This window comes from Arthrobacter sp. SE2 (assembly GCF_058244265.1).
Genome location: NZ_JBZAYA010000002.1, coordinates 122,815 through 144,351, shown reverse-complemented (window position 1 = coordinate 144,351; position 21,537 = coordinate 122,815). Strand labels below are relative to the sequence as shown.

Sequence of the window (21,537 nt, the reverse complement as noted above, 5' to 3'; positions counted from 1 at the left end):
GCGCAAGGTGCGACACACTTGGGCGGATGGCAGACAGGTATAGAGCATGAGGCACCCTTCCAAAGCTCCTGACCGGGAGCGCACCTTCAGATTGCTGTATGAACTGGTCTACCCAGAGCTCATGAGATTTGTTCAACGCCGCGCCCACCCTGACCACGCCGAAGACGTCGTCAGCGACGCATTCCTTGTCGTGTGGCGCCGCCTCGATGAGTTGCCGAGCAGCCATGGTGACGCGAGGGCATGGATCTTCGGCATTACGCGAAACATTCTGCAAAACACCCACCGGGGCGAACGGCGTCGATTAGCACTCGGTGTTCGTCTCGCAGACTCCGCCGCTCTGGCCTACCTCGACGAGGACGCTGACCCGATCGTGAATCGCGTGGACCTAGGCAGGGCATGGCGTGCGCTATCGGAGATCCATCAGGAGGCCTTGGGCCTTGTTGTCTTCGAAGACCTCAAAGCACCACAGGCAGCCGCAGTACTCGGCATCTCACCGGTCGCCTTCCGTCTGCGAGTGAGCCGCGCCCGCCGAGCCCTTCGCCTCCTCCTCGAACACCTACCCCGGCAGTCCCGCACACCTGCGGCTTCTTTCGAAAGGACAACCACGCCATGACGCGCAATCAAGAGATCGATACTCTGCTTCGATCACTGGACGCCGCGGACCACAGGGGCCCCGTCGACAGTGAAAGGGCCGACGCCGATCTTCTCCGCATCTTGTCCACCGACCCGGCGGAGACACCATCCGAGCGCCCCTCGATGAGGACCGCTGCCCGCAATCGTAGGCCTCAAAGCAGCAGATGGACCTCCCGCAGGGTCGCAGTGGTCGGAGGAATGGTGGCGGTAGTCACTGCAGGCCTGGTTGTCTTGCCGTCCTTGTCAGGCGGGGATCCTGCGTTTGCCAGCTGGACGCCCGTTCCTGCCGGGATGACTGAAACTGAACGTGCCAGTGCCGCCGCGGAGTGCCGCGAATCCAAGAAGAATGTAGGGGATGGAATGTACGCTGACGACGTCGAATCGGCTGCGGTGACGATTGCCGAGCGGCGCGGCGTGTGGACCACGGTGGTGCTCACGGGTGAGGGCGGGTTCTCGGCGCTGTGTATTACCGATGACGCCGTCAGTCTTTTCGGTAAGGGCATGATCGGATCGGTTGGAAAGTCCAGCCCTCACACGGTTCCCGGCCCGCGTGAGATCACCGCCACGGCCCTAGGGACGGGAACCATGAGCGCAGGCGACATTTCCTTGGCGGCCGGCATCGCGGGCTCTGACATTCTCTCAGTCGTCTATAGAAGCCGGACCCACGGGGGCGTGACAGCGACCGTGTCCCGGGGACACTTCGCCTTGTGGCTGCCAGGAGACGAACTGCGGAACGCGTCGAGCGATGGTGCCGAGGTCGAAGTGACCTACCAAGACGGCACTACGGGAACGAGTCGTCTGACCCTTTAGGACAACCAGACACGTGAGGGGCCCTTTAGCCCGAAACAAAAGAAGCCCCTGACGCGCGGAAGCGCGGTCAGGGGTTCTTTCGAATGCGAGCGTTACTCGGAGCGCTGACCTTCGTTGGAGTCGTCCCCGGCGCCGCCCGTGAACATCAAGCCCTTGGGCTGGATGTAGGCGAGTTCCTTGATCGGGGCGAGAGCGCCCGTTCCCAAGTCCAGGTTTGCCAGGTAGGCGGGTCCGGCGTCGGGCACCACCGTGGAGACGGCTTCGCCGGCCTTGAACGGGCCAGTGATGGAGAAGACCTTGTTGTCCTTCGGATCCGTGACCAGAAGGGTCTGGTTGGAGTGGGCCGCGAACACGGTGTCATCCAAGGGCTGGGCAACCGAAAGCACCTGGAGAGCTTGCTTGCTGCTGCCCGGGTTGGAAGCGAAGATCAACTGCTGGTCCGCCTGCGCGTCAAGCATGAAGGAGTTCTTGAACCGCGGAGCGGCCGCCGGAACCTGTGTGTTGGAGTCCGGGTCCGTGAGGCCGAGCGTGGTCGCCTTTCCAGCCTGGGGGCCATTGGCTGCGGTGGCCGTAGCGCTGTCGCCGAAAAGAGGCGTCAGTTTGGCGGTGGCGCCTTCCAATGCGACGGAATAGGCGGCGGGACCCGAAGTATCAACCGGCGCCGAGGCGCTGACGAGGATCTTGCCGTTCACGACAGATACGGCATCGGTTCCCCCACCGTGGGTGAGGCCCGAATATGTGTACGTGGTCAGCGGCTTCGCCTGTTCAGGGCTGAGCGTCGAGAAGCTCGAGTTGCCGTCCTCGTTGGCGGTGAGGAGGAGACGGTGGTGTTCCGGATCGGCCGTAAGCCCGTCAACCTTGCCCGTGACTTGCCAGGACTTGCCGGGCTTTCCGTCGAGGCTGAACTGCTGAACGGTGCTGGCTGTGGTGCCGTTTGTAGACGCCTCGCCCAAGGGGCCAACGCCGTTCTGGAACGAGACGTACACAGAGTCGCCCATCCGCGTGATGTCGTCAGGTGCTGACTCGGTGCCGACCGGGGAGAAGGTCTTCACCGTGAATCCAGCGGCCGCGGCGTGTGCTTCGCCCTCGTCAGCGGCGGATGCCGGCAGGGCAACGGAGGCAAGAGTAGAAGCAGCGACTGCGGCGCCCACCAATACCATCGAGGTCCGCTTGAGCTTGTTGGGTGTAACAGGCATTGAAAATCGTCCTTAGATTGGGGAAACGATGTCCCTGCCAAGCTATGGGGGCGGGCTGGGAGGGCACCGTGCAAAGGGCAAACACCGGGAGACCCGGAGGTTAACGGCAACCATTCCCGCTTTGGACGATGACGCAACGCAAGACAGGAGTCCGCCAAGACGTCGGTGCACCTGCTTGCTTGTGTGGAGCACTGTCATCGCTGTAAGTTACTCACTAGTAACTTACAGCGAAGGAGTGCCATGTCCAAGGCAGCAATCGACCTCGAGAATCTCCCGTACGCCGACGGTGACTTCTATGGCTTTGAGCAATTGCTCACGGGCAAGGAGCAGGACCGGCTGGCCGAGATCCGGGCTTTCCTTTCCCGTGAGGTCAAACCGATTGCCGTCGATTGCTGGAACCGCGGGGAATTCCCCATGGACCTGATTCCCAAACTGGCCGAGATTGACCTCGTCAGTCCGGTCAGGCGTCAAGGCTATTCCAACGTGTTCGCTGGCCTTGTCCACGCAGAGGCAACCCGCGCCGATGCCTCGATTGCCACGTTCATGGGCGTTCACGACGGCTTGTTCACTGGCTCCATCGAATCGTTGGCATCTCAAGAGCAGCAGGACGCCTGGCTGCCCGACATATACTCCCTCAGGAAGATCGGCGCCTTTGGGCTGACCGAGCCATTGGGCGGCTCGGACGTCGCAGGCGGCACCCGGACTACTGCGCGCCGCGACGGCGGCAACTGGATCCTCAACGGGGCCAAGCGCTGGATCGGCAACGCCACTTTCTCGGACTGGGTTGTGGTCTTCGCCCGCGACCTCGGCGACAATCAGGTCAAGGGCTTCCTGGTGGACACGAGCCTCCCCGGATTCAAGGCCAGCAAGATCGAGAACAAGATCTCGCTGCGGACCGTCCAGAACGCCGATATCACCCTTGAGAACGTGGTTGTCCCCGACTTCTTCAAGCTGGCCGACGCAAACAGCTTCAGGGACACCAACAAGGTCCTCAAAGTCACGCGGCTTTCGGTCGCGTGGCAGGCAGTGGGCCAGCAGCTTGCCGCGTTCGACGTTGCCCGCCGCTACGCGGTTGAACGGATGCAGTTCGGGAGGCCCCTGGCATCGTTCCAATTGGTGCAGCAACAACTCGTGCAGATCCTGGGCAACACAGTGAGCTCCATGGGCATGATGGTCCGTCTCGCTCAGCTTGAGGATGCCGGGGTGGCCAAGGACGAGCAATCCGCGCTGGCGAAAGCCTTCACCACGGCCCGCATGCGCGAAAGCGTTGCCCTGGGCCGCGGCATCCTGGGCGGCAACGGCATTGTCACGGACTATGAGATGGCAAAGATCTTCGCCGACGCCGAGGCGATCTACTCCTACGAGGGCACCCACGAAATCAACACCCTTGTCACGGGAAGGGCCATCACGGGCATTTCCGCCATCGTCTAGCGGCAGCAACACGGACGGCCGGAGATCCGTCACGAAGGCGAGCGGGTTGACGTAGTCCTCCCCATGCCGCACTCCCCAATGAAGGCACGGTGATCCCGTGCAGTGGCCGGTTTCCACGACCCCGATGGCTTGGCCCTTGTTCACCGTGGCCCCCTCTACGAGTCCGCTGTCCACGGGCTCAAAGCTGCTCCGTAGCCCGCCCCCGTGGTCGATGGTGATCACTGGGCGGTCCACCACGACGCCCACGAAGCTCACGGTGCCGTCGGCGGGCGTGGCGACCGTGACGCCGTCGTCCGCTGCTCGTAAATCCACGCCGCGGTGCCCGCTCAACCACGGCTTGTCCGGAGGGTCGAAGCCGCGCATGACCGCGGGCTTGGGCGAGAGTGGCCACGCCCAGCCCGGGCGGGTTCCGGGCGGGCTGGTCGCGCCCGGCGGCGACGACGCAACGGCAGGCGCCGTGACCAAGGCAACGAGCAAAAGAACATAGGCCGGAAGGTGTGCAGTTCTCATGGAACAAGCCTTCGTTGGCGCCGGAGTGTCCGGAAGCTGTCAGTTCAACTATGTGGAAAACGGTGCGGGAAACCTGCCGAAGGATGGAGGCTGAATCCGGGGCTTTTGCGGTCATAAGGCCGGAGGCGCTGTAGTACACTTGGTGGAGCAGTTTGCTGTGCCCTCAAGCTTGTTCAGAAGCGCTTCTCATTCAGTCGCGCGGGGGTCCCAGGCTGACTACGCGTATCCAACCCTCCAATTGCGAATCCTCGCGGATTCAGTGCTGCGGAGGATTGTGCCTCTTGCGGTCCGGCGAGTCATTGGCCGGATGAGAAGTGCAATGGATGCCAGGAGCCAAGGCCCGTTCGGGTCCGGCTAATTAACCGTCAACTATTGGCAGGGTAAGAGCGGCCCGTGTGGCTCTCTCATGAATGACCTGCCGGAAGGAGCGTCGGCATGCCCGTCGTAACTATGCGCCAGCTGCTTGACAGCGGCGTCCACTTTGGACACCAGACCCGTCGTTGGAACCCGAAGATGAAGCGATTTATCTTCACGGAGCGCAACGGCATCTACATCATTGACCTTCAGCAGTCGCTGTCCTACATCGACCGCGCTTTCGAGTTCGTCAAGGCTACTGTCGCCCACGGCGGCACCGTCCTGTTCGTCGGCACCAAGAAGCAGGCTCAGGAAGCAATTTCCGAGCAGGCTACCCGTGTTGGCCAGCCGTACGTCAACCAGCGTTGGTTGGGCGGTATGCTCACCAACTTCCAGACCGTTGCCAAGCGCATCCAGCGTATGAAGGAACTCGAAGAGATCAACTTCGAGGACGTCGCAGGCTCGGGTTACACCAAGAAGGAGCTCCTGCTCCTTCGCCGTGAACTCACCAAGCTGGAAACCAACCTCGGTGGTATCCGCAACCTGACCAAGGCTCCTTCCGTTCTGTGGGTTGTTGACACGAAGAAGGAACACCTGGCTGTTGACGAAGCCAAGAAGCTGAACATCCCGGTTGTTGCCATCCTGGACACCAACTGCGACCCCGACGAAGTTGACTTCCCGATCCCGGGTAACGACGACGCCATCCGCTCCGTAAACCTGCTGACCCGCGTGGTTGCCGACGCCGTTGCTGAGGGCCTCATCGCCCGTAACCAGCGCGCAACCGGTGCTGCAGAGGCCCCGGAAGAGCCGCTGGCTGAGTGGGAGCGCGAGCTCCTCGAAGGCAGCAAGGCCGAAGCTGCTGAAGCTCCGGCTGCTGAGGCTCCGGCCGCAGAGGCTGCTGAAGCTCCGGCTGCGGAAGCTGTCGAAGCCCCGGCCGCCGAGGCCACCGAAGCTGCTGCTGGCGAAGCCGAAGCAGACAAGTAAATCCGGACCTTTCCCGCACCAATTTCGGTGCGGGGAGCTACTGACAGGATGGCGGCCCACCAGGTGGGCTGCCGTCCTGTCAGTCCGTAAACACATAAATTTCTAGACAGAGGGGTTCACATGGCGAACTACACTGCTGCTGACATCAAGGCCCTGCGCGAGCGCACCGGCGCCGGCATGATGGACGTCAAGAAGGCTCTTGACGAGGCCAACGGCGACGCCGAGAAGGCCATCGAGATCATCCGCATCAAGGGCCTCAAGGGCGCTACCAAGCGTGAAGGCCGCTCCACCGCTGAAGGCCTGGTTGCAGCCAAGGTCACCGGCGGCGTGGGCGTAATGATCGAGGTCAACTGCGAGACCGACTTCGTCGCCAAGGCTGACAAGTTCATCCAGCTGGCCGACAAGGTCCTGGCCGTCGCCGTCGAGTCCGGCGCTGCCGACCTCGAGACCCTGCTGGCCAACGACGTCGACGGCAAGCCCCTTTCCGAGGTTGTCGTCGAAGAAGGCGCCGTTCTCGGCGAAAAGGTTGTTGTCCGCCGCATTGCCCGCATTGAAGGCGGCACGGTTGACGCTTACCTGCACAAGACCTCCAAGGACCTCCCGGCCCAGGTCGGCGTCCTGTTCGCCGTTGAGGGCGAGGGCGACGCCGCTGCTACCGCAGCCCACGACGTTGCCGTCCACGTTGCAGCAATGGCCCCGAACTACCTGAGCCGCGAAGACGTCCCGGCCGAACTGGTCGAGTCCGAGCGCCGCATCGCCGAAGAGACCGCCAAGGCCGAAGGCAAGCCGGAAGCCGCTCTCACCAAGATCGTCGAAGGCCGCGTGACGGGCTTCTACAAGGGTGAAGTTCTCCTGGACCAGGCATTCGCCAAGGACTCCAAGAAGACCGTTGCACAGGTCCTCGAAGAGGCCGGTGTCAAGGCAACTGCCGTTGCCCGTTTCCGCGTCGGAAACTAGTTAGACATACAAAAGGGGTGGTCACTTCGGTGGCCGCCCCTTTTGCATGCAACGACAGGCTCGCACCGAGTGCATCCACGGCCGGCAGCTTTCTGCCCGGCCCCCAGCAAGATAATCTAGCCAGAGTCCACAAACGGGAAGGCACCATGGAAACCGAGAACACTGCAAGCCATCCGGAGAAGACCCGTCGTCGTGTACTGCTGAAGCTGTCCGGCGAGGTCATCGGCGGCGGGAAGCTTGGTGTGGACCCGGAAACCGTCCGCGCCATCGCCAAGCAAATCGCCGCTGCTGTTTCCGAGGTCGAGGTGGCAATCGTCGTCGGCGGCGGTAACTTCTTCCGCGGCGCCGAACTGTCACAGAGCGGCATGGACCGTTCCCGCGCCGACTACATGGGAATGCTCGGCACTGTCATGAACTGCCTGGCGCTGCAGGATTTCCTGGAGCAGGCCGGCGTCGAGACCCGCGTTCAGAGCGCCATCACCATGGGACAGGTAGCCGAGGCCTACATTCCGCGCCGTGCCATCCGCCACATGGAGAAGGGCCGCGTCGTCATCTTCGGTGCAGGCGCAGGTCTTCCGTACTTCTCCACTGACACCGTGGCGGCCCAGCGTGCACTCGAAGTGCATGCCGATGTCGTCCTCATGGCGAAGAGCGGTGTGGACGGCGTGTACACCGCGGATCCCAAGAAGGATCCCACGGCCGAGAAGCTCGAAAAGCTCAGCTACGACGAGGCCCTGCGCCGTGACATCCGCGTCATGGACCAGACCGCCATGACCATGTGCAAGGACAACAATTTGTCCATGGTTGTCTTTGGCATGGAAGGCGAAGGGAACGTCACCCGGGCCATTCTTGGCGAAAAGCTGGGCACCCTGGTCACCCCCTAGCAAGGGCTAGGATATTTCTAGGACTCTTCCGCCCGCAGGGGCGGAAATTTATTGTGCGTTGCGGCCCGTGGACCGGGGCGCGACTATTTCTGAGGAGAAACCGTGATCGAAGAAACCTTGCTCGAAGCCGGGGAAAAGATGGACAAGGCGGTCGAGGTAGCCAAGGAGGATTTCGCGTCGATCCGTACCGGTCGTGCGAACCCCGGACTCTACAACAAGGTGATCGTTGAATACTACGGCACCCCCACACCGCTGCAGCAGCTGGCTTCCTTCGCTATTCCGGACGCCAGGACCATCCTGATCACGCCCTTTGACAAGACTTCAATGCGCGACATCGAAAGGGCCTTGAGCGACTCCGAGGTCGGCGCCAATCCGTCCAACGACGGCAACGTCATCCGGATCACCATCCCGGAGCTCACCCAGGAACGCCGCAAGGAATACGTCAAGATCGTCAAGGGCAAGGGTGAGGACGCAAAGGTTTCCATCCGAAGCATCCGGCGCAAGGCCAAGGACGCCCTGGACAAGCTCGTCAAGGACGGCGAAGCCGGCGAAGACGAGGGTGCCCGCGGCGAAAAGGAACTCGACGCGATCACCAAGGCACACGTCGACGGTATCGACGAGCTCCTCAAGCGCAAGGAAGCCGAGCTGCTCGAGGTCTGATGAGCGAGGCTGAGCCGGCGCCCGCGCAGGGAATACCCACACGCGCCAGACGCCAACGAGGCAACCCAACGCCCAAGGCCGGCCGGAATCTTCCGGCCGCCATCGGCGTCGGGCTCGCCATGCTCTTCGCCGTTCTCGGCGGGCTGCTGTTCCTGCCGCTGGGGTTCGTTCTCCTGACCACCGCGTTTGCGGTCCTCGGGGTGTGGGAAATTTTTCGTGCGCTCGAAGCCCAAGGCACTAGGATGCCGATCATCCCTGTGCTGACCGGTACCGTGGCGATGCCGCTGGCGGCTTACTTCGGTGGTACCGAAAGCCTGCTCTTCGCGATGGTGCTGAGCAGCACGGCCGTCCTGCTATGGCGTTCGCTTGAAAGCGCTGCCGGGGCTCCGCGCAGCGTCTTCTCCGGAATCTTCACGCTTGCCTGGGTGCCTTTCCTGATCAGCTTTGCCATCCTGCCTCTCCACACGGGCGGGGGAGCGACGACGGCGGGTCCCTGGCCCGCCGGGCAGGTTCCGGCGGGTGCCTGGCAGATTGCCGTGATGTTGCTGCTGGTAGTGTCCAACGATACTTTCGGGTACCTCGTCGGGGCGCTGTTCGGCAAGCATCCGATGGCTCCCAAGATCAGCCCCAAAAAGACCTGGGAAGGGTTCGCTGGCTCGGTGGCAGGTGCCATGGTCATCGGGATCCTCGCCAGCATCTTCGTTCTGGGCAGGCCCTGGTGGGTCGGCGTGGTGCTTGCCGTAGGCATGGTGGCCGCGGCTACCGCGGGTGACCTCGCGGAGTCCATGGTCAAACGGGAACTTGGCGTGAAGGACATGAGTAGCATCCTGCCCGGACACGGCGGGGTCATGGACCGCCTCGACTCGATCGTCTTCGCGGCTCCGGCAGCATATATTCTTTTCGCGCTGTTGAGCGGCGCCTGACAACCACCCAGAAGGAAAGCAGTGGCAGTGGACATTCGTCGCCAGATCCCCGCAGCATTTGAGCGCGTGGCGCACACCAAGTATGGCTACAACGCGAAGCAAGTGGACCAGTTTTTCCAGCGCGCCCGGTTGTCGTTTGAAAACAGGGCCGAGGCCTCGGAGAAAATCGGCAGCAGCGATGTCCGTGCGGTTTCGTTTGATCCCGTCAAGGGCGGCTACGACGCCACCGCTGTGGACGCCGCATTGGACCGCCTCGAAGATGCCTTCGCACGGCGTGAACGCGACGAGCTGATAGCTGCCGAAGGCGAGGAAGCCTGGTTGCTGAAAATCGGCAAACTCTCCGGAGTGTTGCGCGGCCGTTTGCACCGGCCCGATGGCGAACGTTTCCGCCGGCCGGACAAGAATCGTGCGCGCAGCTACAACATCGCCGAGGTCGATGCCTTGTGCGTCTCCCTGATCGGCTACTTGGAGAACGACAAACCGCTGAGCGTCGACAACGTCCGCCGAGCCGCTTTCTCCGAGGCCCGCGGGCGCGACGGCTACGAAGAGGCGCAGGTTGATGCTTTCCTCGACCGGGTCGTCGAGCTCATGGCGGCGATCGACTAGCAAAAGACAGGCGCCCCGGCGCCTTCAGCGCCCTCGGCCGAAATCCCCAGCGCCCTCGGCCGAAATCCCTCAACGGAGCTGGCGCTCCGTGGCCACCGGTCGTTCCGGGACATGAAGCCTGGTCATCAGCCGGGTCACGGTCCCGGGGATGCGGTGTTTCGTGGCCCGCGAGACGAGCACCATCACGGCAAACGCGGCCGGCACCGTCCACGCCGCGGGCTGGGCAATCCATCCGGGCGCGGCGGAACCGATGATCGTGCTCGATACGAGCGCACCCCCGCACAGGACGGCTCCCGTCAACATGCCGGCAATCGCGCCTGCGTCGCTCAGGCCCCGCCACCAAATGCCCAGGACCAGGACCGGACAAATGGTGGACGCCGTGAAAGCGAACACCAGCCCTACACTGCCGGCCAGGGCCATCGAATCCGTGGTGAACGCAAAAGCCAAGGGAACAGCGACCGCCAGGAGGGTGGCCACCCGGAATCCGTGCACGCTCCCGCCAAGAAGGTCCTGGCTGATAACGCCGGCCAGCGAAACCACCAATCCCGACGTCGTCGAGAGGAATGCGGCAAATGCGCCGGCGACCACCAACGCCGACAGTAGATCGCCGGGCACGCCGCCCAGCAGCTTTCCAGGCAGCAGCAGGACCATGGCGTCGGGCCGTCCGTTGCGTGCAAGCTCAGGTGCGAAGACCCGCCCGAGCAGGCCGGACGCCGTCGGGAACAAATAGAAGACCGACAACAGGCCCAGCACGATAAGGGTGGTCCGGCGGGCCGATTGGCCGTCCGGGTTGGTGTAGAAGCGCACAAGGACGTGGGGGAGTCCCAGCGTTCCGAAAAGCAGTGCCACCAGGAGCGAGACAGTCTGGTAGAGCCCGGCTGCGGGGAGGCCCGTGGGATTGCTGGATGCCTCCGCAAGGACCGGTGAGCCGCCGCCGGTCTGGTTCAGCAGCAGGAACACGACAGGAACGGCCAACGCCGTTAACTTGAGCCAGTATTGGAAAGCCTGGACGAAGGTGATGGAACGCATCCCACCAGCCACTACCGTCACGCAGACCACGGCGACGACGGCGATGGAGCCCACCCAGGAAGGCAATCCTGTGCTGATCCGGATGGTGAGCCCGGCGCCTTGAAGCTGCGGCACGATATAGAGCCATCCGACAGCCACGACGATAAGGCTCGTCACGCGTCGGACGGCTTTCGACTCGAGCCTGGCCTCCGTGAAATCCGGAATCGTGTAGGCGCCCGATCGGCGCAAGGGGGCGGCCACGAACAGCAGCAGCATCAGGTAGCCGGCCGTGTAGCCCACGGGGAACCACAGAGCATCCGTTCCGGTCAGCAGGATCAGTCCTGCGACGCCCAGGAAACTCGCGGCCGACAGGTATTCGCCGCCGATCGCCGAGGCATTCCACCATGGCCGGACAGTGCGGGATGCCACGTAAAAGTCGCCCGTGGTGCGCGAAATGCGCAGGCCGTAGAAGCCGATCGCCGCCGTCGCGAGCGCCACACCCAGAAAAGCGGCGAGCCCGACGGCGGGATTCACTTCTCCTCCACAAGATCGCGGTAGCGGGCTTCGTTCCTTGCCGCGGAGCGGTTGTACAGCCAGGCGCTCAGGCCGATCACCGGATAAAGTGCCGCTCCAAGAATGATCCAATTGACCGGGATGCCCAGAATCCGCATTTGCGCGAGCTGGGGGACCAGCGCCACCATGGAGCCGTAGGCGGCCAGGACCAGCAGGAATCCGGAAGCCACAACCACAGCCAGGCTCAACTGCGAACGGATGAGTGACCGGACGAAGACCTGCCCGACGTCCGAGTCCTCGGCGGCCTCGCGCGAATGGTATGGACGCTTCGGGGCTATCCGGGCAGCTGACTGCGGGGCCGTGACCCTGACGCGGGTCATCCTTGTGGCCGGATCCGGGTGGCCTCGAGTTTGTCCCGCACGGCCGGAAGATGCCTGCGGCTGATCGGCAGTTCGGCTCCGGCCACGGTGACACTTGGCCGTGCCGCGGCGAGTTTCATATGCCCCACGTGGTTGAGGGACATCAGATAGGAGCGGTGGATGCGGATGAATCCGGCTTCCTCCCATTGCTGTTCGAGGTCGCTCAGGGGTACCCGGATCAGGTAGCTCGCCTCTGCGGTGTGCAGCCGGGCATAGTCTCCCTGGGCCTGGACGTAGCTGACGTCGTCCCTCCGTATCATGCGGGTGGTTCCGCCTTGGTCAACGGTGATCATCTCCGGCACCTTGCTGCCGTCCTTGATGAGCTCGCTGATGCGGCTGATGGACCTCGCCAGGCGCTCGGCACGCACCGGTTTGAGCAGATAGTCGACGGCGGCCAGTTCGAACGCCTCAAGCGCACAGTCCTCGTCGGCGGTGACGAAGACGACGGCGGGAGGGCGGGGGCTGCGCGAGATGGCGCGGGCGATGTCCAAGCCGGAAAGCGCGGGCATGTGGATGTCCAGGAAGACAGCGTCCACGGATTCCGTTTCGAGGGCGCTGAGGGCTTCGGCGCCTGAGACTGCGCGGTGGATGGCACCGATGCGCTCGTCCCGACCCAGCAGGTAGGCGAGCTCTTCAACGGCGGGGAGCTCGTCGTCGGCGACGAGTACGTTGATCATGGTTATAGATTAGCCTCAGGCATCATGGCTCGGCTGGGACTTTGGCACGCGGATGGTGATCAAGGTGCCCTCGCCCGGTGCGGTTTCGATGACGAGGCCGTGTTCGTCCCCGTAGACCTGCCGAAGTCGGGCATCGACGTTCCGCAGTCCAACGTGGTCGCCGTCGGCGTGCCCCGCCAGGACAGAGCGCAGGTGTTCCGGATCAATGCCCACGCCGTCGTCCTCGATGGTGACCTCCGCGAACGCCCCGGAGTCGTTGGCACAGATGGTGATGTGCCCGGGTCCTTCCTTCGCTTCCAGCCCATGGCGCACGGCGTTTTCCACGAGCGGTTGCAGGCTCAGGAAGGGAATCACCGTGCTCAGGACTTCGGGCGCGATCCTGAGGCTCACTTGCACCCGGTCTCCGAAGCGTGCCTTCTCCAACAGCAAGTAGCGGTCGATGCTCCGAAGTTCCTCCGCCAGAGTAGTGAAATCGCCGTGGCGGCGGAAGGAATACCGGGTGAAATCCGCGAACTCGACCACCAACTCCCTCGCCCTGGCGGGGTCAGTGTTGATGAACGAGGCAATGGCGTTGAGCGAGTTGTAGATGAAGTGGGGGCTGATTTGTGCGCGCAGGGCCCTGACTTCGGCCTCCATGAGCAAGGTACGTGAAGCATCGAGCTCGGCCAATTCGACTTGCACGGCCACCCAGTCGGCCAGCTCGCTTGCTGCGCGGACCAACCCGGCACCGGTTTGCGGGGCGAAGGCCGCGACGGCTCCCACCACGCGGTTTCCGGCCCTGATCGGCGCGACGACGGCGTTCAGTGCGTGCGAAGCCGGGACAACCACGGTCCGCCCGTCGGAGAGCACACCCGAGGCGAGGTCCATCAGTACCGCTTTGAGTTCTTCCGCCGCGCCATCCCACGCCAGGACCGACTCGGTGTCGGTGATCGCCAGGGCGTCGCAGCCAAGCAGGGAACGCAATTGCTTGCTCGCCTTGGCCGCTCCCGCCGCGTGGAGCCCGGTGCGCAGGTGCTGTCCCGCGCGCGACGCCGCGTGCAGGGTCTGGTAGGTGGCTCTCTCGGCGTCGGTTCCCAGCTCGCGGAAGGAACGGATGACCTTGAGGCCGACTCCGACGACGATCGCCACGGCGAGCACGATGACCGCGATGGCGGCGGCGGTGACGAGCGGGGAATCCGGCATGGAGCAAGACTAGCGAACGCGCCGTTCGGCGCAGCAACGTGTCCGCTGGGCGACGCCTGTGCCGGTGAATCTGGAAGTGAGGAAGCTGCGCGGCGATAGTGATTCCAGTCACATCGGCCAGGACTGTGTGGTCGATGTAGACGTCCACAACCAGGAGGAAGCCATGGGTAACGAGGCCCAGACACCGGACGCAGCGGCGTCCGTTGATTTCCAGGAAGTCCAGCAAACGGGGCAGTTTCAGGAGCTTCGCAAGCGCCACCGCAGTTTTGTCTTTCCAATGGCCATCGCATTCCTGCTTTGGTACTTCGCTTACGTCCTGCTGGCTGACTACGCGGTGGGCTTCATGTCCACCAAGCTGTGGGGCAACATCAACGTCGGCCTGGTCCTGGGCCTGCTGCAGTTCGTCTCAACTTTCGGAATTACGGGCTGGTACGTTCACTACTCCAACAGGAAACTGGACCCGATAGCCACAGAAATCCGGAATGAGATCGAGGGCCATGAGTTCGACAAGGGCAGCACCGTGAGGGGGGCAGCGAAATGAGTGCCATGGTCCCGATGGTCAACGTCGCCGCTCTGAAGGACACCACGCTGTTGAACATAGGCATCTTCGCCCTGTTCGTCCTGGTCACCATGGTGATCGTCTTCCGGGCCAGCCGGAACAACAAAACGGCTGCCGACTACTATGCCGCCGGGCGCTCGTTCACCGGTTCGCAGAACGGCACCGCTATCGCCGGCGACTACCTCTCCGCGGCCTCCTTCCTTGGGATCACCGGGGCGATCGCGGTCAACGGCTACGACGGCTTCCTGTATTCGATCGGGTTCCTCGTCGCATGGCTTGTCGCGTTGCTGCTTGTCGCCGAACTCATGCGCAACACGGGTAAGTTCACCATGGCCGATGTGCTTTCCTTCCGGCTGCGCCAGCGCCCGGTGCGGATCGCCGCGGCCCTGACCACTTTGGTCGTCTGCTTTTTCTACCTGCTGGCGCAGATGGCCGGCGCCGGAAGCCTCATCTCCTTGCTCCTGGGCATCAGCGACTGGGGCGGACAAGCCCTGGTGATTGTCGTCGTCGGCGCCCTCATGATCATGTACGTGCTGATCGGAGGAATGAAGGGCACCACCTGGGTCCAGATCATCAAAGCCGTGCTGCTCATCTGCGGTGCGGCAGTCATGACGCTCTGGGTGCTGTCCATCTACGGCTTCAACCTGTCGAACCTGTTGGGTGCTGCCGCAGACTCTGCCAAGAACCCCAACGTGCTGAACCCCGGCTTGCAGTACGGCAAGACCGAGACTTCCAAGCTGGACTTCCTGTCCCTCGGCTTGGCACTCGTCCTCGGAACGGCCGCCCTGCCACACGTGCTGATGCGCTTCTACACTGTGCCCACGGCGAAGGAAGCCCGCAAATCGGTGGTCTGGTCCATCTGGCTGATCGGGTTGTTCTATCTGTTTACCCTGGTCCTCGGCTACGGCGCGGCAGCCCTCGTTGGAGCCGACACCATCAAATCGGCCCCGGGCGGGGTGAACTCCGCTGCGCCGCTCCTGGCGTTCCACCTGGGCGGGCCGTTGCTGCTCGGCTTCATCTCGGCCGTCGCGTTCGCCACGATCCTTGCGGTGGTGGCCGGTTTGACCATCACGGCAGCGGCGTCGTTCGCCCACGATATCTATGCGAACGTCATTTCCAAGGGCAAGGCCGGCGCCGGAACCGAGGTCAAAGTGGCCCGGCGGACTGTGGTGGTCATCGGGGTCCTTGCGATCGTTGGCGGTATTTTCGCCAATGGACAGAACGTAGCGTTCCTCGTCGCCCTCGCCTTCGCAGTGGCGGCGTCAGCGAATTTGCCGACCATCCTCTACTCCCTGTTCTGGAAGAAGTTCACCACCCAGGGCGCCACCTGGAGCATGTACGGCGGGCTGTCGGCGGCCATCATCCTGATTGCCTTGTCGCCGGTTGTTTCCGGTGCCAAGACGTCAATGATCCCGGGCGCCAACTTCGCAGTCTTCCCTCTGAGCAACCCGGGGCTCGTGTCCATTCCACTCGCCTTCCTGCTTGGCTGGCTCGGAACCGTCGTGGACAAGCGGCGCGAAGACACGTCGAAGCAGGCCGAGATGGAAGTCCGTTCCCTGACCGGCGTCGGAGCCGAGAAAGCGGTGAACCACTAGGAGTATCCGTCCAACAAGCAGAAATCCCTCCCGCACTCAGTGTGGGAGGGATTTCTGCCGCGGATTGGCGTGACGCCCTAGTGGTTATGGCCGCCCGGCAGCGAGTGCTCTCCGTGCGGGACGGCGTGCGCTCCGGCCACCGAGGCGGCGAGGCCCGGCGTCGTAATTGCTGCGACGACGACGGCGGCGGCGAAGGCAGCCCCCAAGAGCGCGCCGGCCCTCGGGGGACCCGAGGTGGCTCCGCCGTCGTCCTCACGGAACCTGCGGGCGAGCCAGGCAGAGGATCCCAGGGCCATCAGGACCAGGAAAAGAGCAGCCAGATGCCCGCCGTCGAGCACTCTTTCGGCCATGCCGCCAACCAGGAATCCAACATGGACAGTGACGGCCGCGAGGAGGCCCATGGTTGTCGGCTTACGGAACCGGAGCCGCCCCCGTTGGAGGCTGGCAATCGAGCTGGCCAGCAGCGCCAGACCCCAGGCCCCGAAGACGCCGCCCGCCCACACAAGCGGTCCCCGGCTCGAAATGTCGCTCGATGCGATGGAAAGTTCCACGAGGCCGGCCCCCATTCCCGCGAAGCAGGAAAACAGGGTGAGGGATGCCCCGGCGGTGGGTCCAACGGACGTCGCTGCTTGAGCTGACACGGACGGCTCCTTACGGGTTTCGAGGTTTTCTAGACGTGGGCCCTGGCGGTGGTGGCGGGAACCTTGTCCTGTGAGAGACCGATGCCGAGAAGCACCACTGCGCTGGCGAGGTGCAGGACGTTGTCTGCGCCGTTGAGGGCAATGATGTTCAGGGCGGAGCCCACGAGGAACAGTCCGAGGATGCCGACAAGCAAGTAGACCGCGCCGACCGTCGTGTTGATGGTCTTGGACAGCACAGTGCTGTTCATGCCCGCGTAGAGCAGGGCGGCGCCGATGGCGAGGTGGATGATGTTGTGCAGGGGGTTTACCGCAAAGATGATCAGATTGGCACCCTCGGTGGCGAAGAATCCAATTCCCGAGGTGACGAAGAATCCAACGACACCCACGAGCAGGTAGACGGCTCCAAAGATGGTGGCGATCAGGCGGTTGGGCGAAGTGCGCATGGTCCAAACCTTCCGGTATGGCCGGTTTTGTATCCGGCCTGTGTTCGAAACCCCGGACGGGGCTCTCAACCAGATATTCGGACCACCCGGGGCTATGGATGGGTGGGATGGGACCAATATTTTTTGACGTTGTCCGGGCTCAGCCGGTACGGAGCGCTTTCTTGGTGTTCCGGTTCAGCAACGGTTGCACCCGGAAGGGAATCAATTCGCCCATGGACATCGCAGTGTCCGTCCGTTCCACTCCGTCACACGCGAGGATCTTGCCGTTGATCCGGAACAAATCCTCGGCGTCGAGCGCTACCACCCGCAGCAGCAGGTCAGCCGAACCGGTCAGGCCGTACCCCTCCAGGATTTCCGGGATTTCCGCGAGGTCCAGGGCAAGCTGTCCAAGCTTTTGCTGTTGCACATGCACCGAGATGAACGCCATGAGGGGATAGCCCAGCGCAGCCGGGTTGATGCGCCGCTCGAAGGAGAGAAACGCGTGCTTCTTTTCCAACTGCGCCATCCGCGCCTGTACCGTATTCCGCGACAGTCCCAGCTTCTGTGCCAAGGCCACTACCGTGCCGCGGGGGTCCTTCGCCATGGCCGAAAGCAGGCGTGTGTCGGTGCCATCCAAAGCTTGCATAATGCGCAACGTTAGCACGGTGCGAGACTCCCTGATAGTGCAAAATGCGCAGAATTTTCGACGGTGGTTGTACCCAATGAGCATTGTGAGTATGGTCACAATTAATCCAGGCGACGACGCCCGGATGCTGGCCCGCGGCTGGATCACAAGTCCCTCCAAAGGCCTGCGAGCACGAGCTGAAAGGTGCGATCAACTGTGTTGACGGACGAACCCGGCCAGGACGCCTACAAGGCTTCGAATCCCGGAATCAGTGCAGCAAGCCCGCGTCGGACCGGCGGGGGTCTGGTCCAACTGATTTCCCCGGAAGGGGAACGCATCAGCCACCCGGAGTTCGATCTCTGGGTCAGCGATGTCACGGACGAGCAACTGTGCTCTCTGTATGAGGACATGATGGTCATCCGCCGCATCGACGCCGAGGCCACCGCCTTGCAGCGTCAGGGCGAACTGGCCTTGTGGCCGCCGCTGCTTGGCCAGGAAGCGTCGCAGATCGGTTCGGGCCGAGCCCTCCGGGACGACGACTTTGTCTTCCCCAGCTACCGTGACAACGGCGTCGCCTACTGCCGCGGCGTGGAACCAACAGACTTGGTCCGCGCCTGGCGCGGCAACGCTTCGGCCGGCTGGGACCCGTACCGCCACAACATTGCCACCCAGCAGATCATCATCGGCTCGCAATCGCTGCACGCCACCGGCTACGCGATGGGCATCCAGTACGACGGAGCAGACTCCGTTGCAGTTGCCTACTTCGGCGACGGCGCCACGAGCGAAGGCGACGTCAACGAGGCAATGGTCTTCGCGGCGAGCTTCCAAGTGCCCGTGGTCTTCATCTGCCAGAACAACCACTGGGCCATCTCCGAACCCGTCCGGATCCAGTCACACATCCAGATCGCCGACCGTGCCTCGGGCTTCGGAATCCCCAGCATGCGGGTCGACGGGAACGACGTCCTGGCTGTTCTGGCGGTCACCCGGATTGCGCTGGACCGGGCCCGCAAGGGCGGCGGACCGACGTTCATCGAAGCAGTGACCTACCGCATGGGCCCGCACACGACGGCGGATGATCCCACCCGTTACCGCGACGCCAACGAGCTTGAGGACTGGGCGGCCAAGGACCCGATTAGCCGGCTCAAGGCGCTGCTTCGCACCAAGGGCCTCCTGACCGAAGAGCTCGAAGCCAAGACCCAGGCCAAAGCGGACGAGGTCGCAAAGAGCTTGCGGGCAGGAGTCATCAACATGACCGATCCCGAGCCGCTGGACCTCTTCAAGCACGTGTACAGCACCCCCAACTCCTGGATCGAACGCCAGAAGGACCACTACTCCCGCTATCTGGAAAGCTTCAGCGGATCAACCCAGGAAGGTGCACTCTGATGAGCAAGCTGACCTTCGCCCGAGCCATCAACGCCGGCCTGCGCAAGTCCCTTGAGAACGATCCCAAAGTTGTCCTCATGGGCGAGGACATCGGGGCGCTCGGCGGCGTTTTCCGGGTTACCGACGGCCTCCAGAAAGACTTCGGCACACACCGGGTGGTTGACACTCCCTTGGCCGAATCCGCGATTATCGGCACCGCCGTCGGATTGGCGTACCGCGGCTACCGGCCGGTCTGCGAAATCCAATTCGACGGCTTCATCTACCCGGCTTTCGACCAGATCGTCAGCCAGGTAGCCAAGATGCACTACCGGACACAGGGCCGCGTCAAGATGCCCATCACCATCCGCGTTCCCTTCGGCGGCGGAATCGGTTCACCCGAGCACCACTCCGAGTCCCCGGAAGCGTACTTCACCCACACCTCGGGCCTGCGCGTCATCAGTGTCTCCAACCCGCAGGATGCGTACACCATGATCCAGCAGGCCATCGCCTCGGATGATCCGGTGCTGTACTTCGAGCCCAAGCGCCGCTACCACGACAAGGGCGAAGTGGATGAGACCGCGGATCTGTCCACTGCGCTGTCCATGGAAAAGGCCAGGGTGGTCACACCAGGCAGCGACGTCACCTTGGTGACGTACGGCCCGCTCGTGAAGACCGCGAACGACGCCGCCATGGCCGCCGCCGACGAAGGAGTCTCCGTAGAGGTTATCGACCTGCGCTCGCTGGCTCCTATCGACTTCCCTGCAGTGGAGGCGTCCGTCCGAAAGACCGGCAGGCTCGTCATCACCCACGAGGCCGCGCAGTCCGGCGGGCTCGGCGCCGAAATCGCCGCCAGCATCACCGAGCGGTGCTTCAACTACCTTGAATCGGCGCCGGTCCGGATCACGGGCTTCGACATCCCGTACCCGTACTCAAAGCTCGAAATGCACCACCTGCCCGATCTGGACAGGATTCTTGACGGTGTGGACCGGGCACTCGGCCGCGGCAACTCCCTGAGCGGGCTGGAAGGATGAGCGCCACCATGATCAAGGAATTCAGGCTGCCCGACCTCGGCGAAGGACTCACTGAGTCGGAAATCCTCAGCTGGAAGGTCGCGGTGGGGGACACGGTGACCCTGAACCAGGTCATTGCCGAGGTCGAGACGGCCAAGGCCGTGGTTGAGTTGCCCTCGCCTTTCGCGGGAACCGTGGCCGCTCTGCACGAACAGGCCGGTTCCGTTGTGGAGGTCGGCAAGCCGATCGTTTCCTTTGAAGTCGACGACGACGGAGCGGCGCCTTCCGGTGTTGCCGGTTCCGGTGAGGCCGCCTCCACGGAAAGCACGGCGGAGGCCGCGGCGAAGCGTGAGCCGAACCTCGTGGGCTATGGCGCCGTCGTCGAAAAGTCCGGACGCCCGGCGCGACGCCAGCGGATGTTTGACGGGGGCCCCGCCGAACGCGAGCCCGCCCGGGAACCCGTTCCCGCCGTCGAGCCCGTTCCCGTGGTTGAACAGCCCGCGGTTCCAAACGGCCCCGTGGTAGAGCAGGAGCGTCGACGGTCCACGCCTCCGGTCCGTAAGTTGGCGAGGGATCTTGGAATTGACCTCGAGCTGGTCAGGGGAACCGGGCCGGGCGGCCTGATCACCCGTTCGGATGTCCAGGACTTCGCAGCAGGGTCCGAGCCGCAGCTCGCAGTTCCCGAAGCCGCACCGGTCGCCGCGCCCGCCGTCGGGGTTTCCGCCGAACGCGAGACCCGCACGCCTATCAAGGGCATCCGCAAGTTCACGGCCGCTGCCATGGTGCAAAGTGCCTTCACTGCGCCGCACGTGACGGAGTTCCTGACCGTTGACGTCACGCCCACGATGGAACTGCTGACGCGGCTCAAGGCCAGTCGCGAGTTTGCCGGGTACAAGCTGACGCCATTGACGATCGCGGCCAAGGCAATGTTGATTGCCCTGCGCAGGAACCCGACCCTGAACTCCCGTTGGGACGAAGGCGCACAGGAGATCGTGCAGTTCAACTACGTGAACCTGGGTATCGCCGCCGCCACGCCGCGGGGACTGACTGTTCCCAACATCAAAGACGCGGACAAGATGACGCTGCTGGAATTGTCCACGGCTTTGTCAGCACTCACGGACACGGCACGTTCAGGCAAGACCGCCCCGGCAGATCTGACGGGCGGCACCATTTCCATCACGAACATCGGCGTGTTCGGGATCGACGCCGGAACCCCCATCTTGAACCCGGGCGAGGCTGCCATCGTGGCGCTCGGATCAGTGCGCAAAGCTCCTTGGGTGCACAACGACGAACTCGCGGTGCGCCAGGTGATGTCACTGAGCCTGTCCTTCGACCACCGGCTGGTGGACGGCGAACAGGGCTCGAAATTCCTGGCCGATTTGGGCGCGATCTTGTCCGACCCCGCAACCGTCATGACCATGATCTAGCCGTTCTTTTCGACGACGCCCGCTCACTTATGTCGTGTTTCCGAGGGACGCTCGCTCACTTATGTCGTGTTCCGAGGGACGCTCGCTCACGTATGTCGTGTTTCTGGGCGACGCTCGCTCACATGTACAACGGCGCGGCCCGGGCGTTC

22 protein-coding genes and 1 pseudogene are annotated in these 21,537 nt (G+C 63.4%); 14 read left to right on the top strand and 9 right to left on the bottom strand.

All coding sequences use genetic code 11. The features are described from left to right. Nucleotides 1-46: 46 nt before the first annotated feature. Together AC4CS3_RS03405 and AC4CS3_RS03400 are read left to right on the top strand one after the other, a co-directional pair. The gene (locus tag AC4CS3_RS03405; RefSeq protein ID WP_490782203.1) at nt 47-613 is read left to right on the top strand and encodes an RNA polymerase sigma factor; all 567 of its coding nucleotides are present in this window, start codon (nt 47-49) and stop codon (nt 611-613) included. Next, the gene (locus tag AC4CS3_RS03400) at nt 610-1,443 is read left to right on the top strand and encodes a hypothetical protein (protein ID WP_490782202.1); all 834 of its coding nucleotides are present in this window, start codon (nt 610-612) and stop codon (nt 1,441-1,443) included. The genes AC4CS3_RS03405 and AC4CS3_RS03400 overlap by 4 nt, the downstream gene beginning before the upstream one ends. Nucleotides 1,444-1,535: 92 nt before the next feature. Here AC4CS3_RS03400 and AC4CS3_RS03395 read toward each other — a convergent pair whose 3' ends face one another. Then, a complete protein-coding gene (locus AC4CS3_RS03395) occupies nt 1,536-2,639 on the bottom strand; it encodes a hypothetical protein (protein ID WP_490782201.1) in 1,104 nt (367 codons plus the stop codon). Between the two features lie 240 nt (nt 2,640-2,879). Between AC4CS3_RS03395 and AC4CS3_RS03390 the strand changes: the two genes are divergently transcribed. After that, nucleotides 2,880-4,070 (top strand): acyl-CoA dehydrogenase family protein, encoded by a 1,191-nt coding sequence (locus AC4CS3_RS03390; protein WP_490782200.1) that lies wholly within the window; start codon nt 2,880-2,882, stop codon nt 4,068-4,070. A 102-nt stretch (nt 4,071-4,172) separates the two neighbouring features. On the opposite strand, the pseudogene AC4CS3_RS03385 reads toward AC4CS3_RS03390, so the two are convergent. Then, a pseudogene (locus AC4CS3_RS03385) lies at nt 4,173-4,433 on the bottom strand (peptidoglycan DD-metalloendopeptidase family protein); the annotation flags it as partial. Nucleotides 4,434-5,015: 582 nt separating this feature from the next. Between AC4CS3_RS03385 and rpsB the strand changes: the two are divergent. From rpsB to AC4CS3_RS03355, 6 genes are all read left to right on the top strand, one after another. Continuing rightward, nucleotides 5,016-5,918 carry a 30S ribosomal protein S2 gene (rpsB, locus tag AC4CS3_RS03380; RefSeq protein ID WP_441414650.1) on the top strand — a complete coding sequence of 301 codons (903 nt, stop codon included), beginning with the start codon at nt 5,016-5,018 and terminating at the stop codon, nt 5,916-5,918. 120 nt (nt 5,919-6,038) lie between these two features. After that, nucleotides 6,039-6,875 carry a translation elongation factor Ts gene (gene tsf, locus AC4CS3_RS03375; RefSeq protein WP_490782199.1) on the top strand — a complete coding sequence of 279 codons (837 nt, stop codon included), beginning with the start codon at nt 6,039-6,041 and terminating at the stop codon, nt 6,873-6,875. Nucleotides 6,876-7,021: 146 nt separating this feature from the next. Beyond that, nucleotides 7,022-7,759, top strand: coding sequence for a UMP kinase (gene pyrH, locus AC4CS3_RS03370; protein WP_437773059.1), 738 nt, complete (start codon nt 7,022-7,024; stop codon nt 7,757-7,759). A 102-nt stretch (nt 7,760-7,861) separates the two neighbouring features. Next, on the top strand, nt 7,862-8,419 hold the full coding sequence (gene frr, locus AC4CS3_RS03365; RefSeq protein WP_078105729.1) for a ribosome recycling factor: 558 nt from the start codon (nt 7,862-7,864) through the stop codon (nt 8,417-8,419). After that, nucleotides 8,419-9,342 (top strand): phosphatidate cytidylyltransferase, encoded by a 924-nt coding sequence (locus AC4CS3_RS03360; RefSeq protein WP_345449754.1) that lies wholly within the window; start codon nt 8,419-8,421, stop codon nt 9,340-9,342. The genes frr and AC4CS3_RS03360 overlap by 1 nt, the downstream gene beginning before the upstream one ends. A 21-nt stretch (nt 9,343-9,363) precedes the next feature. Further along, nucleotides 9,364-9,948 (top strand): DivIVA domain-containing protein, encoded by a 585-nt coding sequence (locus AC4CS3_RS03355; RefSeq protein ID WP_490782198.1) that lies wholly within the window; start codon nt 9,364-9,366, stop codon nt 9,946-9,948. A 69-nt stretch (nt 9,949-10,017) separates the two neighbouring features. Here the strand turns inward: AC4CS3_RS03355 and AC4CS3_RS03350 are convergent, their stop codons facing one another. Genes AC4CS3_RS03350 through AC4CS3_RS03335 form a run of 4 tightly spaced genes read right to left on the bottom strand, consistent with a single transcriptional unit; the run spans nt 10,018 to nt 13,747 of the window. After that, nucleotides 10,018-11,490, bottom strand: coding sequence for a sodium/solute symporter (locus tag AC4CS3_RS03350; RefSeq protein WP_490782197.1), 1,473 nt, complete (start codon nt 11,488-11,490; stop codon nt 10,018-10,020). Beyond that, on the bottom strand, nt 11,487-11,849 hold the full coding sequence (locus AC4CS3_RS03345; RefSeq protein ID WP_490782196.1) for a hypothetical protein: 363 nt from the start codon (nt 11,847-11,849) through the stop codon (nt 11,487-11,489). The genes AC4CS3_RS03350 and AC4CS3_RS03345 overlap by 4 nt, the downstream gene beginning before the upstream one ends. Continuing rightward, nucleotides 11,846-12,565 carry a LytR/AlgR family response regulator transcription factor gene (locus AC4CS3_RS03340; RefSeq protein WP_490782195.1) on the bottom strand — a complete coding sequence of 240 codons (720 nt, stop codon included), beginning with the start codon at nt 12,563-12,565 and terminating at the stop codon, nt 11,846-11,848. Before AC4CS3_RS03340 ends, AC4CS3_RS03345 begins: the two co-directional genes overlap by 4 nt. Nucleotides 12,566-12,580: 15 nt before the next feature. Beyond that, nucleotides 12,581-13,747, bottom strand: a complete 1,167-nt coding sequence (locus AC4CS3_RS03335) for a histidine kinase (RefSeq protein WP_490782194.1) — start codon at nt 13,745-13,747, stop codon at nt 12,581-12,583. A gap of 163 nt (nt 13,748-13,910) precedes the next feature. On the opposite strand from AC4CS3_RS03335, the gene AC4CS3_RS03330 reads away from it, so the two are divergent. Both AC4CS3_RS03330 and AC4CS3_RS03325 read left to right on the top strand, forming a co-directional pair. Next, a complete protein-coding gene (locus tag AC4CS3_RS03330; RefSeq protein WP_059387841.1) occupies nt 13,911-14,288 on the top strand; it encodes a DUF485 domain-containing protein in 378 nt (125 codons plus the stop codon). Next, on the top strand, nt 14,285-15,901 hold the full coding sequence (locus AC4CS3_RS03325) for a solute symporter family protein (protein WP_490782193.1): 1,617 nt from the start codon (nt 14,285-14,287) through the stop codon (nt 15,899-15,901). The genes AC4CS3_RS03330 and AC4CS3_RS03325 overlap by 4 nt, the downstream gene beginning before the upstream one ends. 77 nt (nt 15,902-15,978) lie before the next feature. On the opposite strand, the gene AC4CS3_RS03320 is transcribed toward AC4CS3_RS03325, so the two are convergent. The 3 genes from AC4CS3_RS03320 to AC4CS3_RS03310 all read right to left on the bottom strand — a co-directional run bounded on the left by AC4CS3_RS03320 (nt 15,979) and on the right by AC4CS3_RS03310 (nt 17,610). Continuing rightward, nucleotides 15,979-16,542 carry a hypothetical protein gene (locus AC4CS3_RS03320; protein ID WP_490782192.1) on the bottom strand — a complete coding sequence of 188 codons (564 nt, stop codon included), beginning with the start codon at nt 16,540-16,542 and terminating at the stop codon, nt 15,979-15,981. A gap of 29 nt (nt 16,543-16,571) precedes the next feature. Then, on the bottom strand, nt 16,572-16,985 hold the full coding sequence (locus tag AC4CS3_RS03315; protein ID WP_059387837.1) for a DUF4383 domain-containing protein: 414 nt from the start codon (nt 16,983-16,985) through the stop codon (nt 16,572-16,574). 139 nt (nt 16,986-17,124) lie between these two features. Next, nucleotides 17,125-17,610: an Lrp/AsnC family transcriptional regulator gene (locus tag AC4CS3_RS03310; RefSeq protein ID WP_078105724.1), complete on the bottom strand. Its 486-nt coding sequence runs from the start codon at nt 17,608-17,610 to the stop codon at nt 17,125-17,127. A gap of 195 nt (nt 17,611-17,805) precedes the next feature. Between AC4CS3_RS03310 and pdhA the strand changes: the two genes are divergently transcribed. The 3 genes from pdhA to AC4CS3_RS03295 are packed head-to-tail and all read left to right on the top strand — an operon-like array spanning nt 17,806 to nt 21,388. Continuing rightward, nucleotides 17,806-18,972 (top strand): pyruvate dehydrogenase (acetyl-transferring) E1 component subunit alpha, encoded by a 1,167-nt coding sequence (pdhA, locus tag AC4CS3_RS03305; RefSeq protein ID WP_490782191.1) that lies wholly within the window; start codon nt 17,806-17,808, stop codon nt 18,970-18,972. Beyond that, on the top strand, nt 18,972-19,982 hold the full coding sequence (locus tag AC4CS3_RS03300) for an alpha-ketoacid dehydrogenase subunit beta (RefSeq protein WP_441414640.1): 1,011 nt from the start codon (nt 18,972-18,974) through the stop codon (nt 19,980-19,982). The genes pdhA and AC4CS3_RS03300 overlap by 1 nt, the downstream gene beginning before the upstream one ends. Continuing rightward, on the top strand, nt 19,979-21,388 hold the full coding sequence (locus AC4CS3_RS03295) for a dihydrolipoamide acetyltransferase family protein (protein ID WP_490782190.1): 1,410 nt from the start codon (nt 19,979-19,981) through the stop codon (nt 21,386-21,388). Before AC4CS3_RS03300 ends, AC4CS3_RS03295 begins: the two co-directional genes overlap by 4 nt. The last annotated feature ends 149 nt before the right edge of the window (nt 21,389-21,537 follow it).

Coding starts and splice junctions, on each gene's coding strand:
- AC4CS3_RS03340 (WP_490782195.1), bottom strand. CDS start 12,565: ATGATCAACGTACTCGTCGCCGACGACGAGCTCCCCGCCGTTGAAGAG.
- AC4CS3_RS03330 (WP_059387841.1), top strand. CDS start 13,911: ATGGGTAACGAGGCCCAGACACCGGACGCAGCGGCGTCCGTTGATTTC.
- AC4CS3_RS03315 (WP_059387837.1), bottom strand. CDS start 16,985: ATGCGCACTTCGCCCAACCGCCTGATCGCCACCATCTTTGGAGCCGTC.
- AC4CS3_RS03405 (WP_490782203.1), top strand. CDS start 47: ATGAGGCACCCTTCCAAAGCTCCTGACCGGGAGCGCACCTTCAGATTG.
- AC4CS3_RS03390 (WP_490782200.1), top strand. CDS start 2,880: ATGTCCAAGGCAGCAATCGACCTCGAGAATCTCCCGTACGCCGACGGT.
- tsf (WP_490782199.1), top strand. CDS start 6,039: ATGGCGAACTACACTGCTGCTGACATCAAGGCCCTGCGCGAGCGCACC.
- AC4CS3_RS03335 (WP_490782194.1), bottom strand. CDS start 13,747: ATGCCGGATTCCCCGCTCGTCACCGCCGCCGCCATCGCGGTCATCGTG.
- AC4CS3_RS03325 (WP_490782193.1), top strand. CDS start 14,285: ATGAGTGCCATGGTCCCGATGGTCAACGTCGCCGCTCTGAAGGACACC.
- AC4CS3_RS03295 (WP_490782190.1), top strand. CDS start 19,979: ATGAGCGCCACCATGATCAAGGAATTCAGGCTGCCCGACCTCGGCGAA.
- AC4CS3_RS03310 (WP_078105724.1), bottom strand. CDS start 17,610: ATGCAAGCTTTGGATGGCACCGACACACGCCTGCTTTCGGCCATGGCG.
- pyrH (WP_437773059.1), top strand. CDS start 7,022: ATGGAAACCGAGAACACTGCAAGCCATCCGGAGAAGACCCGTCGTCGT.
- rpsB (WP_441414650.1), top strand. CDS start 5,016: ATGCCCGTCGTAACTATGCGCCAGCTGCTTGACAGCGGCGTCCACTTT.
- AC4CS3_RS03400 (WP_490782202.1), top strand. CDS start 610: ATGACGCGCAATCAAGAGATCGATACTCTGCTTCGATCACTGGACGCC.
- AC4CS3_RS03345 (WP_490782196.1), bottom strand. CDS start 11,849: ATGACCCGCGTCAGGGTCACGGCCCCGCAGTCAGCTGCCCGGATAGCC.
- AC4CS3_RS03300 (WP_441414640.1), top strand. CDS start 18,972: ATGAGCAAGCTGACCTTCGCCCGAGCCATCAACGCCGGCCTGCGCAAG.
- AC4CS3_RS03395 (WP_490782201.1), bottom strand. CDS start 2,639: ATGCCTGTTACACCCAACAAGCTCAAGCGGACCTCGATGGTATTGGTG.
- AC4CS3_RS03360 (WP_345449754.1), top strand. CDS start 8,419: ATGAGCGAGGCTGAGCCGGCGCCCGCGCAGGGAATACCCACACGCGCC.